Raw genomic sequence first — 15,878 nt, 5'->3', positions numbered from 1 at the left:
CCCCTAGGCCAAGGAGTCCCGCCACGCGGTGTGCAGCGCGGCGAACCGGCCCCGCCCGCCGATCAGCTCCTCCGGCGTGCCGTCCTCGACCACCCGGCCGCCGTCCAGCACCAGCACCCGGTCGGCGATCAGCACGGTCGACAGCCGGTGCGCGATGATGAACGCCGTCCGCTCGGCCAGCACGGTCTCCAGCGCCCGCTGCACCGCGCGCTCGGTCGGCACGTCCAGGCTCGACGTGGCCTCGTCCAGCACCAGCACCGCCGGGTCGGCCAGGAACGCCCGCGCGAACGCCACCACCTGCCGCTGCCCGGCCGAGAGCCGCCCGCCGCGCTTGCGCACGTCGGTGTCGTAGCCCTGGGGCAGCGCCCGGATGAACTCGTCCGCGCCGACCGCGCGGGATGCCGCCTCGATCTCCTCCCTGGTCGCGGACGGCCGGCCCAGCGCGATGTTGTCCAGCACGGACCCGTCGAACAGGAAGTTCTCCTGCGTCACCATGACCACCGCGCGGCGCAGCTCGGCGTCGGCCACCGACCGCAGGTCGACCCCATCCAGCCGGACCGCGCCCGCGCTCGGGTCGTAGAACCGGGCCACCAGCTTGGCCAGCGTCGACTTGCCCGCGCCGGTCGCGCCGACCAGCGCCACGGTCTGCCCGGCGGGCACGGTCAGGTCGAACGGCGGCAGCACGACGGGCGTGGCGTCGGAGTAGCGGAACTCGACGCCGTCGAACCGCACCGCGCCCCGCACGTCGCCCAGCGGCGTCGGCTCCTCGGGCTCGCGGACCTGCGGCTCCTCTTCGAGCAGGCCGGAGATCTTCTCCAGCGCGGCGGTCGCGGACGCGTAGGCGTTGGCGAACATGGCCAGCTGGTCGAACGGGTCGTAGAACCGCCGCACGTACAGCGTGAACGCGGCCAGCACGCCCAGTTCGAGCTGCCCGTCCGCGACCCGCAGCGCGCCCCACGCCAGGATGATCGCCAGCGACAGGTTGCCGATCACCCGGACGAGCGAGGTGAACGCCGCCATCACGCCCATCGCGTCGGTGTTGGCGTCCCGGAACCGGCCGTTCAGCTCGGCCATGATCTTCTCGTTGCGCCGCTCGCGCCGGAACGCCTGCACCGCGCGGATGCCGTTCATGGTCTCCACGAACTGCACGATGATCTTGGCGATCGCGCCGCGGGTGTGCCGGTACGCGCGCCCGGAGCGGCGGCGGAACCAGCGGGTCAGCAGGATCAGCGGCAGGAACCCGGCCAGCACGACGAGGGCCAGTGGCACGTCCAGGTAGAGCAGGACGATCGAGATGCCGAGCAGGGACAGCATCGAGGTGAAGAAGCCGTCCAGGCCCTCCTCGACCAGGTCCTGGAGCGAGTCGACGTCGCTGGTCAGGCGGGAGATGACCTTGCCGGACGTGTACTTCTCGTGGAACGAGACGGACAGGCGCTGGGCGTGCCGGAAGACGCGTTCGCGCAGGACGAGCAGCACGTCCTGGCCGATCCGGCCGGTGAGGCGGACGAACGACCAGCGCAGCAGGGTCGCCGAGACGGCCGCGACCGCGTAGCCGCCGACGCACCAGGCCAGGGCGGTCGGCCGACCGTCCAGGGCGGCCGGGACGCCGGTGTCGATGGCGGCGGCGATGAGGAGCGGGCCGGCCAGGTTGACCAGGTTCTCGGTGACGACGATGACCAGGGCGAGGACGGCGGCCCTGGTGTGGGGGCGCAGCAGTTCGCCCAGGAGGCGGCGGGAGCGGGCCTGGAGCTTGACGCCGGTGGCGTAGTCGACGTCGTCGACGTCCTCCGCGGCGACGCCGCGCCAGGCTTCCTCGTCGTCGACCGGTGGTTGTGCTTCTGCCGTGCTCACGCCGCCACCCCTTCGTCCTCCATCGTGGACAGGAGGTTGCGGTACTCCTCGTTGTCCGCCAGCAGTTGCGCGTGCGTGCCGGTGGCCGCGATCCGGCCGTCGACCAGCATCGCCACCCGGTCGGCGAGCTGCACGGTGCTCGGGCGGTGCGCGACGACCAGCGCCGTCACGCCCTTGAGCACGCGGCGCAGCGCGGCCTCCACCTCGGCCTCGGTGTGCACGTCCAGCGCGGACAGCGGGTCGTCCAGGACCAGGACGGCCGGGTGCCCGGCCACCGCGCGGGCCAGCGCCAGGCGTTGCCGCTGACCGCCGGACAGCGACAGGCCCTGCTCGCCGATCCGGGTGTCCAGGCCCCACGGCAGCGCCTCGGTGAACCCCTCGGCCCGCGCCACCCCCAGCGCCTCGCGGACCCGGTCCTCGCTCACGTCCTTCGCGCCCAGCGCCACGTTCTCGGTGACGCTCGCGGAGAACAGGATCGGCTCCTCGAACGCCGTGCCGACGACCCGGCGCAGCTCGCCCAGGTCGAGTTCGCGCACGTCGACGCCGTCGAGCGTGACCCGGCCCGCGGTGACGTCCGCCAGCCGCGGCACGAGCGCGGTGACGGTCGTCTTGCCCGAGCCGGTCGCGCCGACGAGGGCCACCGTCTCACCCGGTCTGAGGTCGAGGTCGACGCCGCGCAGCACCTCGTGCTCGGCGCCGGGGTGCCGGTAGCGGACGCCCTCGAACCGCACGTGCCCCCTGGTCGGCGAGGGCAGCGGCGTCGGGTCGGCCGGGTTGGTGACGGTGACCTCGGTGTCGATCACCTCGAAGTACCGCTCCAACGCCGACGCGGTCGAGTTCGTCTCCGCCAACAACCACCCGATCGAGTCGACCGGCCAGCGCAGGTAGGCGCTCACCGTGATGGCGGCGACGAGCGTGCCGACGGTGATCGTGCCGTTGGCGATGCCGACCGAGCCGAACGCCAGCTGCCCGGCGATGCCCAGCTCGGGCAGCACGATCAGGACGGCCCAGAGCGCGGCGAAGATCCGCACCTTGGCGATCTCGGTGTCCCGCAGCTCCCTGGCCTGCCGGATGAAGCGCCTGGTCAGGTGCGGTCCGCGGCCGAACGCCTTGAGCACCCGGATGCCCAGGACCGACTCCTCGACCACGGTGGTCAGGTCGCCGGACTGGTCCTGCGCGCGGCGCGCCACGACCTTGAACTTCGACTCGAAGAGGTAGGAGAGCGCCACCAGGGGCAGCGTGCAGGCCAGCACGATCACGCCCAGCGCGGGCGCGAGCCAGAACAGCACGCCGAGGCCGGCCACCACGACCAGGCTGTTGACCACCAGGAAGATGACGGCGAAGCCGACGAACCGGCGCACCTGGGTCAGGTCCGTGGTGGCGCGGGACAGGAGCTGGCCCGACTGGTAGCGGTCGTGGAAGGAGACCTGGAGGTCCTGGAGGTGGTGGTACAGCTCGGCCCGCATCCGGGCCTCGACGTCGGAGGCTGGTCCGGCGATCAGCTTGCGACGCAGGTAGAACAGCGCGGCCTCGGCGCAGCCGAGCACCACGATCAGGCCGATGAGCAGCGGCAACGCGCCCAGGTCGCGGTTCGCGATCGGGCCGTCGACGATCTGTTGGGTGATGAGCGGGATGCCCAGCCCGCACATCATCGCGAGCATGGTGGCGGCCATCGCCACCGCCACAGGTGTGCGAACAGGTTTCAGGTACGGCCACAGCCTGCGCAGTGTCGCGGCTGTGGAAGTACGGTCTTCCGACACGAGTCCCCCTCCGGTCCACCCTGACGGTACGAAGGTGGACCGACAGTCGGCATCCGGTTTTCCCGCCGTTGAGCGTGCAAGCTGGAGCTGGGTGGAGGTCAAGCTCCGAGAGGTGGTGGTTGGGGTGGACGTCCGGTTCCTGAGGGCCGAGCCGACAATGGCGTTCCCGCGCGGGAGGTTGTTGGCGGTGCGCGGGGGGCGATTGCACGTGCTCGCGGTGGACGGGTGGGACGTGGTCGGCGGCGTCCGGCCCGAGGGGGCCAGGCCCATCAGCAGGGAGGACGCGGTGGAGTGGTGTCGGTTCGAGGGGTTCGGGGAGGGGGAGTTGGACGCGGTGCCGGCGCCGGCTGAAGGGTGAGGGGTGAGGCGTGAGGGTGGGTTGTTGGGGGGTGTTGGAGGGGTGGTTACCGCTTGCGGCGGAGGATGGTCGGCGCGGTGATCAGGCCGGCCAGGCCGTAGCTCGCGCCCGCCAGCAGGACGAGGACGGTCCACTGGTCACCCAGTGAGGTGAACCTGTCGGGGAGTTTGAAGTAGTGGGCGAGGCCCAGCAGGATCGGGCCGGTCAGCACGATCGGCCAGACCGGGCGGACCTTCAGCAGCCACAGCAGCGGGCCCGCGAGCAGGGCGCTGAGCAGCAGCGCGATCGGCAGGCCGACCACGATCAAGAGGATGAACTCGCCCAGGGTGGTCTCGTTGACGACCCGGTCGAGGACGCCGGTGCGGTAGGCCCAGATCCAGGCGATGAGCAGCGCGGAACCGACGACGGCGGACACCACGACGCGCAGCAGCACCTTGAGCGCGAAGCCGCCCGCGGTGAGGCGGGAGGGGTGCGGGGTGCGCGGGGTGTGCTGGTTGCGCGGGGTGTGCTGGGCGTCAGTCACGGGCAGCAGTGTGGCTGACCGGGTGGCGCGCTGTCACCGGGGCGGCCAGCACGAAGCCGAGGAGGCCGGCGGCGACGGAACCGGCCGGGATCGAGACCCAGACGGTGAGGAGGGTCAGGGCGGCGGTGAAGGTGACGCCGACGATGGCGTAGCCCAGGGGGCGGGACTGGTGGGCGGCCTTGATGACCAGCCAGGCGATGAGGACGCCGATGATGAGGCTGATCGGCATGGCGAACAGGCCCATGGCCAGGCAGTCCCAGTCGTCGGTCGAGCAGATGGTTCCGGAGGCGATGAACTCGCGCAGGCCCCACCAGGCGGCCCCCAGAGCGGAGCCCAGCACGGCTCCGACGACCAGTCGTCCCAGCATGACGCGTGGCTACCCACCTGCTCACCGTCCGTAAACACCCGCGTGAGTCGAACCCTCACGTCCCGCGTGTCGAACGCTCACGTCCCGCGTGTCCTACGTTCCGAGCGCGAGAGTCCTACGTTGGGAGTGCGAGAGTCCTACGTTCAGGGTGCGAGAGTCCTACGTTCAGGAGTGCTGAGTTCAGCGTTCAGGAGTCGGGGAGAGTCCGGTTCGATTTGACATGGGGCCCTTACGGGCACCCTATGCAGGCCAAAGCCGGCAGGCCCGGCGGGGAAGAGCGTCCCGCCAGGCCTGCCGGCTTCGACCAGCCTATGGCACCCGAACCCATGTCAAATCGAACCTCTGCGGGGGCGTTGCGGGTCCGATGTGGTGGGGATTGGTGGTGGAGTGATGTAGAAGGGCCCCGCTGGTGGCGGGGCCCTTCTGGTGGTGTCTCAGCCTCGGGTGGAGCGGACGCCCAGGAGGACGTCTTCCCACGAGGGGACGATGGGGTGGTTCTTCTTGCCCCGCTTCGGCGGTTCCTTGCCCCGGGGTGGCTGCTTGGCGGCTGGTGGCTGCTGGGCGGCCGGTTGGTCCTCGGTGACGGGGATCGGGTCCGGTTCGGCGGTTGGTTGGGGGTCCTGGGCCGGTGGGGGCGGGGGAGCGGGTTCCTCGCGGGCGAGGATTTCCGGTTCCTGTTGCTTTTCCAGGTCCAGGGCCTGGCGGGCCAGTTGGGTGACCGGGCGGACGGTGCGCAGGGTGCGGTTGGGGTTCGGGTCCATGAGTTCCATGGCTCCGTCGTCCAGGGCGGTCACCGTGCCGCCTTGCGCGCCGGGGTGGAACGCCCAGTGGGCGAGGTTGTCGGACCTGCCCGCCGTCCAGTGGAGCTGGACGACCCAGCGGCCGTCCTCGCCGCGCCACGAGTCCCAGCTGACGTCGGCGTACTCCTGGCCGCGCAGGCCGAAGGAGTGCGCGACGACCTCGCCCAGGGTCTGCACGTCCGGGCCGTCCTCGCGGACGGGGTGGGCGCGCTGGGCCAGGTCGGCGGTCCGGGAGCGTTCGAGGAGGACCGGGTAGGCGTAGCGCTCTATGCGGTGCGCCGGCAGGCCGGCGGCGGCCGCGACCTGGGCGACGGACTCGCCCGCGCGGATGCGCGCCTGGATCTCGCGGGGGCGCATCTGGCTCTCGACCTCGATCTCGATCTGGCCGAGACGGGTCAGGTCGCCGCGGGCGGCCGCGCGCAGGCGTTCGTCGGCGGGGAGCACGAAGCGCTCGCCGCGATCCGGGTCCTCGAGGATGACGGACTTGCCGTCGTCTTCGAGCCCGATGACTCGCAACGCTCGCATCATGGCCTCCCGGATGGCTCACCTCGCCGAGTACTCACGTTAATGCGGCGTGCCGCCTTGACGGGGGAGACTCGCCGTGGTCACCGATATCTTCGTGTGATCTTGCCGTATGTCGGCGGTGTCCGCACCTCCGTTACCGCGAGTTTCACTCGGCTGTCACGTCCGACAGGTCGGTGCGGGTTCCCGAAGCGCCGGGACGCGAACGGGGGCCGTCCCGGTGCTGGGACGGCCCCCGTTCGCGTGTGCGGTGGTCAGAGCTGGGAGACGACCCAGTCGACGGCCTTGGTCAGGGTGCTCACGTCGGTCGGCTCGACAGCCGGGAACATGGCCACCCGGAGCTGGTTGCGGCCCAGCTTGCGGTACGGCTCGACGTCGACGATGCCGTTCGCGCGCAGCGCCCGGGCGACGGCGGAGGCGTCCACCGAGTCGGCGAAGTCGATGGTGCCGACGACCTGCGAGCGGTGGGCCGGGTCGGCCACGTACGGGGTCGTGTACTCGGTGGCCTCGGCCCAGTCGTACAGCCGCGACGACGAGTCGGCGGTGCGGTCGACGGCCCACTTCAGGCCGCCGTTGCCGAGGATCCACTCGACCTGGTTGTTCAGCAGGAACAGCGTCGCCAGGGACGGGGTGTTGTAGGTCTGGTCCTTGGTGGAGTTGTCCAGCGCGGTGGTCAGCGACAGGAACTCCGGCACCCAGCGGCCCGACTTGCCGATCTCGGCGACGCGCTCCAGCGCGGCGGGCGACATGAGGGCGATCCACAGGCCGCCGTCGGAGGCGAAGCACTTCTGCGGCGCGAAGTAGTAGACGTCGTAGTCGGCCGCGTCGACCGGGAGGCCGCCGGCGCCGGAGGTGGCGTCGATGGCGACCAGGGCGTCGCCGCTGTTCGCGGGCCGGGAGACGGGGACGGAGACGCCGGTGGACGTCTCGTTGTGCGCCCAGCCGACCAGGTCGGCGCCCTCGGCGTAGGTGATCCCGGGCGCGCTGCCCGGGTCGGCCTTGACCACGATCGAGTCACCGAGGAACGGCGCGTCGGAGGTGACCTTGGCGAACTTCGACGAGAACTCGCCGTAGGTGAAGTGCTGCGCGCGCTCGCGGACCAGGCCGAACGCGGCGGCGTCCCAGAACGCGGTGGTGCCGCCGTTGCCCAGGACGACCTCGTAGCCCTCGGGCAGCGAGAACAGCTCGCGCAGACCGGCGCGCACGGAGCCGACCAGGGACTTCACCGGCTTCTGGCGGTGGGAGGTGCCCATCAGCGCGGCGCCCTCGGCCGCGAGGGCCGCCAGGGCCTCGGGACGGACCTTGGAGGGCCCGCACCCGAACCTGCCGTCGGACGGCAGCAGTTCGGGGGGCAGGACCAGCGAGGTCGGGTCGGCGGTCTGGGTCATCGCGAAGCCTCCGGTTGCGGGGAGGGGGTCGGCACGACCGGCGCCGTTGCCGGGGGCCCAAGTGTTGCAGCCACGTGGCCGGTGGGTGACAGCCGGGTGTCCCGCGTCACGCCGGGTGGGGTGGAATGGCCCTCTTCAGGCGATTTCGCCCCAGCCCTCCACCTCGGACGGCTTGCGCGGGCCGGGGCCGACGTACTTCGCGGACGGGCGGACCAGGCGGCCGGTGCGCTTCTGCTCCAGGATGTGCGCCGACCAGCCGGCGGTGCGGGCGCAGGTGAACATCGCGGGCATCATGTGCGGCGGCACCTGGGCGAAGTCCAGGATCACGGCGGCCCAGAACTCGACGTTGGTCTCGATGGCGCGGTCGGGGCGGCGTTCGCGGAGTTCGGCCAGGGCGGCCTGTTCGAGGGCGTTGGCGGCTTCGTAGCGGGTGGCGCCGAGTTCCCGGCACGTCCGCCGCAGCACGCGGGCGCGGGGGTCCTCCGCGCGGTACACGCGGTGGCCGAAGCCCATCAGGCGCTCGCCGCGGTCGAGGACGCCCTTGACGTAGGCCTGCGCGTCGCCGGTCCGCTCGACCTCCTCGATCATCGGCAGGACGCGGGCGGGCGCGCCGCCGTGCAGCGGGCCGGACATGGCGCCGATCGCGCCGGACATGGACGCCGCCACGTCCGCGCCGGTGGAGGCGATCACCCTGGCGGTGAACGTGGACGCGTTCAGCCCGTGCTCTGCGGCCGACACCCAGTACGCGTCCAGCGCCTTGACGTGCGCCGGGTCGGGTTCGCCGCGCCAGCGGGTGAGGAAGCGCTCGGTGATGGTCCGGCACTCGTCGATGCGGTGCTGCGGCACGGCGGGCCTGCCGATGCCGCGCGCGGACTGCGCCGCGTAGGACAGGGCCATGACGGAGGCGCGGGCCAGCTGCTCGCGCGCCTGCTCGTCGGTGATGTCCAGCAGCGGCTGGTAGCCCCAGATCGGGGCGACCATGGCCAGCGCGGCCTGCACGTCGACCCGGACGTCGCCGGTGTGCACCGGGATGGGGAACGGCTCGGCGGGCGGCAGGCCGGGGCCGAAGCGGCCGTCGACGAGCAACGCCCACACGTTGCCGAACGTGACGTGGCCCGCCAGGTCCTCGATGTCGACGCCGCGGTAGCGCAGCGCGCCACCGTCGCGGTCGGGCTCGGCGATCTCGGTGCGGAAGGCGACCACGCCTTCGAGACCCGGCCGGAAACCGTCGTCCTCGGTCTGCACCACGCTGTGCGCTCCTTCTCGGCGGGAGTGAAGAGTTGGGTGCACCTTGCTCCCGTTCCGACGTGCAGGCAATCGCGGCCACGCGTGTCGTCGGTCACGATCAAGGAACCGATTCAGCGCGAACAGGTGATCACGCCGGTCACCCGTGGCAGGGCTGCCCGGCCCGGCGCAGGTCCACCGAGGTGATCGCGGTGCTGTCGATCGAGTAGAAGCCGTAGGAGTTGCCGGAGTCGAGCGCGACCAGGTAGCCGTACTCGTTGCGCGCGGCGGACGGGTAGACCTCCGGCACCCGGGGCAGGGGCTCGCCGACGCCCACCCCCTCGGTGGTGTCGGTGTTCAGGACGATGATCGAGGAGACCTCCCGGTCCTGGTCGAAGACCACCGAACCGCGCAGCGGCATCGTGAAGTCGTGGTAGGCGCAGGGGTGGTCGACGGGGTTGGTCCGGCCGCCGATCAGGCCGGTGGCCTCGACCTCGGCGAACGACGAGCCGATCCGGATCGGTCCGAAGCCGCCGTGGTCGAGTTCGGTCGGCGGCCCGGCGACCACCGTCTCGGTGACGGTGCTGACCGCCGCCACCTCGTCGGCGGTGATCGGCGGTGCGGTCGCCACGCAGCCCGTCAGGGTGGCGAGCAGGGCGGTGAGGGTGGTGAAGCGCATGGTGGGGCTCCGTTCGTCGGTAGGTGTGGCGGGTGGTCACCCGCAGGGGGTGTCCTCCACCTCGACGCGCACGGCGGTGACCCGGCCCGCTTCGGCGGAGAACGAGTAGCGCCAGGGCGGTTGCCCCGGCATCGGGACGACCAGGCCCTCGGCGTCGGGCCGGGCGGAGGTCCCGTACGCGGCTTCCACGTCGGTGGTGGGTGAGCCGATCCGGATGCCCGCGACGGTTTCCCCGGATCGGGGGAGCGTGAGGCGCACGACGCCGCGCCCCGGTGCGACGACAGCCACCGCGCCGTCTCCCGCCGGGTACTGCCGGCAGCCGCCGGGCAGGTCGGTCGGCGAGCCGAGCAGGCCGGTGGCCAGCGCCTCGCGCTCACCCGTGCCCAGTCGCAGCTCACCGAAGCCGGGCGGCGGGGCGACGGTGACCGTGACGGTTCCCACGACGCCGGACGCGGCGGGTCCGGCCCCCGGGCCGCGCAGGACCACCGCGGTGACACCGCCGGCGGCGGCGAGCACCACCGCCGCGGCGGCGCCCGCGGACGCCATCGCCCGTCGTCGCGCTCGTCGGGCGCCCCGGGCGGCGAGCGCTTCGACCGCGCCCGGCCGCACCGGCAGCGCCAGCCGGTCGTCCGCCAGGAACGCGCGCAGCTCCCCGTCGAAGTCGTCCTCGCCGTTCAAGCCCACTCACCCGCCCGCGCTCGTAGTGCGGCCATCGCCTTGCTGCTCTGGCTCTTGACGGTGCCCCGCGAGATGCCGAGGGTGCGGGCGATCTCCTCTTCGGAGAGGTTTTCGTAGTACCGCAGCACCACCACCGCGCGCTGGCGCGGTGGCAGGGCGCGCAACGCCCGCCACAGGGGTTCGTGCTCCAAGCGGTCCGCGCCCTCGGCGGCGGGCACCTCGGGCAGGTCGGCGACCAGGTTCTCCCGCCGGTGCCGCCGCCACCGGCTGACGTGCGCGTTCGCCATCGCCCGCCGCGCGTACGCCAACGGGTCGGAGGCCTTGCGCAGGAGCGCCGACCAGCGCGAAGCGACCTTCTCCAGCACGGTCTGCACCAGGTCCGCGGCGTCGTGGGGGTTGCCCGTCAGGACGTGCCCGTACCGCAGCAGGCCCGGCATCGACGTGCGCGCGAACTCGGCGAAGTCGCGCACGCCCACCTGGTCCTTGGGGCGCTCCACGGGCAGAACCACGGTCACACGGCCCTCTCTTCTCGTTGTGCAGTGCACGCTTGAGAGGTCCGATCGGTTGCCCTGGGAGCAGCGGAAAAATCCGGAGACGGCCGGCGGGCAGGTTAAGCCCTTGTTTCCACCCCGCGTTCGCGTCGTGTCCCGTGGTAGACCACCAGTCATGCACCTGACACCGCACGAGCGGGACAAGCTGCTGGTCCACGTGGCGGCGGACGTCGCGCGCAGGCGGTTGGAGCGCGGGGTGGTGCTGAACTACCCGGAGGCGGTCGCCCTGATCACCGCCCACGTGCTCGAAGGCGCCCGGGACGGCCGGACGGTCAGCGAGCTGATGGAGAGCGGCCGGCACGTCCTCACCCGCGACCAGGTGCTGGACGGCGTGCCGTCGATGATCGAGTCCGTGCAGGTCGAGGCGACCTTCCCGGACGGCACGAAGCTCGTGACCGTGCACGACCCGATCGTGTGAACCCGAGGAGCGGTTGATGCGCCCAGGCGAGATCATCACCGGCGACGAGCCGGTCGAGCTGAACCCCGGACGGCCGCGCACGACGCTGGTCGTGGTCAACGCGGCGGACCGCCCGGTGCAGGTCGGGTCGCACTACCACTTCGCGGCGGTCAACCCCGGGCTGGAGTTCGACCGCGAGGCCGCGTGGGGCAAGCGGTTGGACGTCCCGGCGGGCACGGCGGTGCGGTTCGAGCCCGGCGTGGAGCGGGAGGTCGTCCTGGTGCCGATCGCGGGGGCGCGGCGGGTGCCCGGCCTGCGGCCGGAGTGGGCGGGGGAGCTGGACCGGTGAGCGGGGTCAGCCGCCGCCGGTACGCGGAACTGCTGGGGCCGACGGTCGGCGACCGGATCCGGCTCGCCGACACCGACCTGCTGATCGAGGTGACCGAGGACCGCAGCCGCGGCGCGGGCGCGGGCGACGAGGTGATCTTCGGCGGCGGCAAGGTGGTCCGCGAGTCGATGGGCCAGGGCGTGGCCACCCGGGCGGAGGGCGCGCCGGACCTCGTCATCACGGGCGCGGTCGTGCTGGACCACTGGGGCGTGGTGAAGGCGGACGTCGGCGTGCGCGACGGCCGGATCGCGGCCATCGGCAAGGCGGGCAACCCCGACACCATGGACGGCGTCGACCCGGCGCTGGTCATCGGCCCGTCCACCGAGGTGCTGTCGGGCAACGGGAAGGTGCTGACGGCGGGCGGCATCGACTGCCACGTGCACTTCATCACCCCCGGCATCGTGGACACCGCCGTCGCGTCCGGCCTGACCACGCTGATCGGCGGCGGCACGGGTCCCGCCGAGGGCACGAAGGCCACCACGGTGACGCCCGGCGCGTGGAACCTGGGCCGGATGCTGGCCTCGCTGGACCACCTGCCGGTGAACGTGCTGCTGCTGGGCAAGGGCAACACGACCCGCGAGGACGCGCTGCGCGAGCAGCTGGCCGGTGGCGCGGGCGGGTTCAAGCTGCACGAGGACTGGGGCACCACGCCCGCGGCGATCGACGCGTGCCTGCGGGTGGCCGACGAGTCGGGCGTGCAGGTCGCGATCCACACCGACACGCTGAACGAGGCCGGTTTCCTGGAGTCGACCCTGGCCGCGATCGCCGGCCGGTCGATCAACGCCTACCACTCCGAGGGCGCGGGCGGCGGGCACGCGCCGGACATCATCCGGGTGGTGTCCGAGCCGAACGTGCTGCCGTCCTCGACCAACCCGACCCGCCCGCACACGGTGAACACGCTCGAAGAGCACCTGGACATGCTCATGGTGTGCCACCACCTCAACCCGTCGGTGCCCGAGGACCTGGCGTTCGCCGAGAGCCGCATCCGGCCGACCACGATCGCCGCCGAGGACGTGCTGCACGACCTGGGCGCGATCTCGATGATCAGCTCGGACTCGCAGGCCATGGGCCGGGTCGGCGAGGTGATCATCCGGACCTGGCAGACCGCGCACGTGATGCAGCGGCGGCACGGCGAGGTGGCGGACAACCTGCGGGCCCGCCGGTACGTGGCCAAGTACACGATCAACCCGGCCGTCGCGCACGGCATCGACCACGAGGTCGGGTCGGTGGAGGTCGGCAAGCTGGCCGACCTGGTGCTGTGGGAGCCGAAGTTCTTCGGCGTGCGGCCGTCGGTGGTGCTGAAGGGCGGGTTCATCGCGCACGCGGCGATGGGTGACGCGAACGCGTCCATCCCGACGCCGCAGCCGGTGTTCGCCCGGCCGATGTTCGGCGCGCACTCGGCGGCGCGGAGCAGCGTGCACTTCGTGTCGCAGCAGGCGGTCGACGCGGACCTGGCGGACGTGCTGCGGTTGGCGCGGCCGTTGGTGCCGATCCGGGACACGCGGGGCGTCACGAAGGCGGACATGGTGCTCAACGACGCGATGCCGCGGGTGGAGGTCGACCCGGACAGCTTCGCCGTGCGCATCGACGGCGAGCTGGTCGAGCCCGACCCGGTGGCGGAGCTGCCGATGGCCCAGCGCTACTTCCTGTTCTGATGAACCTCGCGGCGCTGATGCTCGCGGACTCCCGCTTCCCCGGCGGCGGTCACGCGCACTCGGGCGGGCTGGAGGAGGCCGTGGCGCGGCGGCTGGTGACCGACGAGCCGTCGCTGCGGTCGTTCCTGCTCGGCAGGCTGCGCACGGCGGGCGCGTTGGGCGCGGTGTTCGCCGCCGCCGCCACCCGCGGCCGGTGGGCGGAGCTGGACGCCGAGCTGGACGCCCGCACGCCGTCGCCCGCCCAGCGCGACGCGTCCCGCGTGCAGGGCCGCGGCGTCGCACGCGCGGCGAGGCGGGCGTGGCCGTCGGCGGCGTTGGACGAGCTGCTGCGCGTCACGCCCCGGCCGCACCACCCGATCATCGTCGGCGTGCTCGTCGGCGAGCCGTTCGAGGCCGCGCAGACCGTGGCCTACCACGCGGTGACCGGACCGGCGACCGGCGCGATCCGGCTGCTCGGCCTCGACCCGCTCGGGGTGAACGCGGTGCTGGCGCGGCTCGCGCCGGAGATCGACGCGGTGGCCGCGACGGCCGCCGACCACGCGGGCGCCCCGCCCGAAGACCTGCCCGCGCCGAGTGCGCCCGGCCTGGACCTGCTGGCCGAGTCGCACGACCGGCACCACTCGGAAGAGGTGCGTCTCTTTGTCAGCTGACCACGTGCACCCGGTGAACCTCGACCCGACCGACGCCGGTCACGACCCGCACCACCCGCACGACCACGGTCGTCGCGCGGTCCGGCTCGGCATCGGCGGACCGGTCGGCAGCGGCAAGACCGCGCTGACCGCCGCGCTGTGCCGCGCGCTCGGCGGCGAGGTGGACCTCGCCGTCGTCACCAACGACATCTACACGACCGAGGACGCCGACTTCCTGCGCGCCGCCGGGGTGCTCGACGTCGACCGGATCGAGGCGGTGCGGACCGGCGCGTGCCCGCACACCGCGATCCGCGACGACATCACCGCCAACCTGGACGCGGTCGAGCTGCTGGAGCACCGGTTCCCTGGCCTGGAGCTGGTGATCATCGAGAGCGGCGGCGACAACCTGACCGCCGTGTTCAGCCGCGGCCTGGTGGACCGGCAGGTGTTCGTGGTGGACGTGGCGGGCGGCGACAAGGTGCCGCGCAAGGGCGGCCCCGGTGTCACCACGGCGGACCTGCTGGTGATCAACAAGACCGACCTCGCGCCCATGGTGGGCGCCGACCTCGGTGTCATGACGGCCGACGCCCACCGGATGCGCGGTGAGCTACCGGTGATCTCGCAGTCCCTCGTGGACACACCGGGCGCGCCCGCGGTGGCCGAGTGGGTGCGCGCTCAGCTGCGCACGCTCGCGACGGTCAGCTGATGCCCGAACGGGCTGACGTCGCCCGCGCAGCCGTGCTGGTCGGTCATCGGCAGGTGCAGCGGCACGGTCGCGTCCGGCGGGTACACGCGGATGCCCCGCACGGCCGTCTTGCGGCACGCGTCCGGGTCGAAGTTGTCGACCCGGGCGAACCCGACGTCCGAGACCGCCCGACCGCCGGGCGCGAGGGTCAGCAGCGGCCCCCGCGCGCCGACCCGTTCGGCCGCCGCGCCCACCCGACGGCCCTGGTAGTCCACATAGGACACACCGGGGAAGCCGCGCAGCACGCACGCGCCCGGACCCCGGTTGGTGAGCACGACCTCCCGGTACACCGTGCCCGCCGCGCCTTCCACGCGGCCGAACGCGATGTCGAGGTCCGCCGACCCGCACGTGCCGACCTCGGCCGCCTGCGCGACGGCGGTTCCCCCGGTGACGAGCACGGCGGCTGTCACCGCGACTGTTGCGACAAATCTCCTCATCACGATCTCCCCCGAGATTCGCGGGTGGAAGTTCCACCCGATCCGGGGACGTGTCGGGGGTCACTGGGGTTGCCCCGATGAGGGCACGGGCTCACCTGGTCGTGGAACGCGACCCGAACGGGCGAACCGTGGTGCGCCAACTGAGGTCCATGGCGCCGCTGCGGCTCGTGCCGCGCCGGGGTGACGGCGGAACGGCGCTCGTGCACCTGGTGAGCGCGGTGACCGCGCCGCTGGGCGGTGACGACCTGGAGCTGCGGGTGGTGGTCGGCCCCGGCGCGTCGCTGGAGCTGCGCGGGGTGGCGGCGACGCTCGTGCTGCCCGGTCGGCACGCGGGCCCCGGCCGGGCGCTGGTTGAGGTGGAGCTGGGCGACGGCGCGTCGCTGGCGTACCTGCCGGAGCCGACCGTCGTCACCGCGCGGGCGTGCCACGAAGCGGTTTTCCGGGCTGTGCTGGGCGATGGCGCTCGGCTGCGGGTGCGGGAAGTCCTCGTGCTGGGTCGCTCGAACGAGCGGCCGGGCTCGCTCGCCTCGACGCTCGACGTCCGCCGGGGCGGGCCCCTGGTCAAGCAGACGACCCGGGTCGGAACGCCCGAAGTGGACGAAAGCCCCGCCGGGCTGGCCGGTCGCCGGGTGCTCGGGACGGAGCTGCTGTGCTGGGGCGAGGACCCGCCGGGAGCGGTTTCGGAGCCGTGGTGGTCGCTGGTCCCGCTGGCCCGCGGCGGCAGCCTGGCCACCGCGCTGGGTGACGACGCGGTGACCGTCGACCGGGCGCTGGCCGCCGCGCGGGCCAGGCACCCCGGGTTCAGCGCGTTCTGACTCGATCTCGTACTCGATTCCGAGACGGGGACCACACCGAAAGTCACGGATCGGGTGGCGGTCATCACCACGCAGGCGGTTTCGCCCTGGGCGCGAAACCCGTACGGTCGC

Annotated in this window: 18 protein-coding genes; 7 read left to right on the top strand and 11 right to left on the bottom strand. The window is 72.7% G+C overall.

Annotated features, from left to right (window positions below; all coding sequences use genetic code 11):
* Positions 1-3 precede the first annotated feature (3 nt).
* Positions 4-1,851 (bottom strand): ABC transporter ATP-binding protein, encoded by a 1,848-nt coding sequence (locus AB0F89_RS04510; RefSeq protein ID WP_367132830.1) that lies wholly within the window; start codon positions 1,849-1,851, stop codon positions 4-6.
* Entirely contained in the window at positions 1,848-3,524 is a 1,677-nt protein-coding gene (locus AB0F89_RS04505) for an ABC transporter ATP-binding protein (protein WP_367132828.1), read from the bottom strand. Before AB0F89_RS04505 ends, AB0F89_RS04510 begins: the two co-directional genes overlap by 4 nt.
* A gap of 178 nt (positions 3,525-3,702) precedes the next feature.
* On the opposite strand from AB0F89_RS04505, the gene AB0F89_RS04500 reads away from it, so the two are divergent.
* Positions 3,703-3,969, top strand: coding sequence for a hypothetical protein (locus tag AB0F89_RS04500; RefSeq protein WP_367132826.1), 267 nt, complete (start codon positions 3,703-3,705; stop codon positions 3,967-3,969).
* 46 nt (positions 3,970-4,015) lie between these two features.
* Here the strand turns inward: AB0F89_RS04500 and AB0F89_RS04495 are convergent, their stop codons facing one another.
* The 8 genes from AB0F89_RS04495 to AB0F89_RS04460 all read right to left on the bottom strand — a co-directional run bounded on the left by AB0F89_RS04495 (position 4,016) and on the right by AB0F89_RS04460 (position 10,647).
* Positions 4,016-4,492 carry a hypothetical protein gene (locus AB0F89_RS04495; RefSeq protein ID WP_367132824.1) on the bottom strand — a complete coding sequence of 159 codons (477 nt, stop codon included), beginning with the start codon at positions 4,490-4,492 and terminating at the stop codon, positions 4,016-4,018.
* Entirely contained in the window at positions 4,485-4,859 is a 375-nt protein-coding gene (locus tag AB0F89_RS04490) for a hypothetical protein (protein ID WP_367132821.1), read from the bottom strand. Before AB0F89_RS04490 ends, AB0F89_RS04495 begins: the two co-directional genes overlap by 8 nt.
* A gap of 434 nt (positions 4,860-5,293) precedes the next feature.
* On the bottom strand, positions 5,294-6,184 hold the full coding sequence (sepH, locus tag AB0F89_RS04485) for a septation protein SepH (RefSeq protein ID WP_367132819.1): 891 nt from the start codon (positions 6,182-6,184) through the stop codon (positions 5,294-5,296).
* A gap of 251 nt (positions 6,185-6,435) precedes the next feature.
* On the bottom strand, positions 6,436-7,569 hold the full coding sequence (gene serC, locus AB0F89_RS04480; protein ID WP_367132817.1) for a phosphoserine transaminase: 1,134 nt from the start codon (positions 7,567-7,569) through the stop codon (positions 6,436-6,438).
* A gap of 135 nt (positions 7,570-7,704) precedes the next feature.
* Complete coding sequence (locus AB0F89_RS04475; RefSeq protein WP_367132815.1) at positions 7,705-8,817, bottom strand: citrate synthase 2; 1,113 nt, start codon at positions 8,815-8,817, stop codon at positions 7,705-7,707.
* Between the two features lie 136 nt (positions 8,818-8,953).
* Entirely contained in the window at positions 8,954-9,472 is a 519-nt protein-coding gene (locus tag AB0F89_RS04470) for a hypothetical protein (protein ID WP_367132813.1), read from the bottom strand.
* Between the two features lie 36 nt (positions 9,473-9,508).
* On the bottom strand, positions 9,509-10,150 hold the full coding sequence (locus tag AB0F89_RS04465) for a hypothetical protein (protein ID WP_367132811.1): 642 nt from the start codon (positions 10,148-10,150) through the stop codon (positions 9,509-9,511).
* On the bottom strand, positions 10,147-10,647 hold the full coding sequence (locus AB0F89_RS04460) for a SigE family RNA polymerase sigma factor (protein WP_367132809.1): 501 nt from the start codon (positions 10,645-10,647) through the stop codon (positions 10,147-10,149). Before AB0F89_RS04460 ends, AB0F89_RS04465 begins: the two co-directional genes overlap by 4 nt.
* Before the next feature lie 169 nt (positions 10,648-10,816).
* Here AB0F89_RS04460 and AB0F89_RS04455 point away from each other — a divergent pair, with 169 nt between their 5' ends.
* Genes AB0F89_RS04455 through ureG form a run of 5 tightly spaced genes read left to right on the top strand, consistent with a single transcriptional unit; the run spans position 10,817 to position 14,476 of the window.
* On the top strand, positions 10,817-11,119 hold the full coding sequence (locus AB0F89_RS04455) for an urease subunit gamma (protein WP_367132807.1): 303 nt from the start codon (positions 10,817-10,819) through the stop codon (positions 11,117-11,119).
* Positions 11,120-11,135: 16 nt separating this feature from the next.
* The gene (locus AB0F89_RS04450; RefSeq protein ID WP_367132805.1) at positions 11,136-11,447 is read left to right on the top strand and encodes an urease subunit beta; all 312 of its coding nucleotides are present in this window, start codon (positions 11,136-11,138) and stop codon (positions 11,445-11,447) included.
* Complete coding sequence (locus AB0F89_RS04445) at positions 11,444-13,141, top strand: urease subunit alpha (protein WP_367132803.1); 1,698 nt, start codon at positions 11,444-11,446, stop codon at positions 13,139-13,141. The genes AB0F89_RS04450 and AB0F89_RS04445 overlap by 4 nt, the downstream gene beginning before the upstream one ends.
* A complete protein-coding gene (locus tag AB0F89_RS04440) occupies positions 13,141-13,791 on the top strand; it encodes an urease accessory protein UreF (protein ID WP_367132801.1) in 651 nt (216 codons plus the stop codon). Before AB0F89_RS04445 ends, AB0F89_RS04440 begins: the two co-directional genes overlap by 1 nt.
* 13 nt (positions 13,792-13,804) lie before the next feature.
* Positions 13,805-14,476 carry an urease accessory protein UreG gene (ureG, locus tag AB0F89_RS04435; protein ID WP_367138705.1) on the top strand — a complete coding sequence of 224 codons (672 nt, stop codon included), beginning with the start codon at positions 13,805-13,807 and terminating at the stop codon, positions 14,474-14,476.
* Here ureG and AB0F89_RS04430 read toward each other — a convergent pair.
* On the bottom strand, positions 14,446-14,925 hold the full coding sequence (locus AB0F89_RS04430; protein ID WP_367132799.1) for a DUF4232 domain-containing protein: 480 nt from the start codon (positions 14,923-14,925) through the stop codon (positions 14,446-14,448). The two genes, ureG and AB0F89_RS04430, sit on opposite strands and share 31 nt — an antisense overlap.
* 104 nt (positions 14,926-15,029) lie before the next feature.
* Here AB0F89_RS04430 and AB0F89_RS04425 point away from each other — a divergent pair, with 104 nt between their 5' ends.
* Positions 15,030-15,767, top strand: coding sequence for an urease accessory protein UreD (locus AB0F89_RS04425; RefSeq protein ID WP_367132797.1), 738 nt, complete (start codon positions 15,030-15,032; stop codon positions 15,765-15,767).
* The last annotated feature ends 111 nt before the right edge of the window (positions 15,768-15,878 follow it).

It is taken from the genome of Saccharothrix sp. HUAS TT1 (genome assembly GCF_040744945.1).
In the GTDB taxonomy this organism is placed as follows: Bacteria; Actinomycetota; Actinomycetes; order Mycobacteriales; family Pseudonocardiaceae; genus Actinosynnema.
This window is presented reverse-complemented; position numbering and strand designations above follow the sequence as displayed.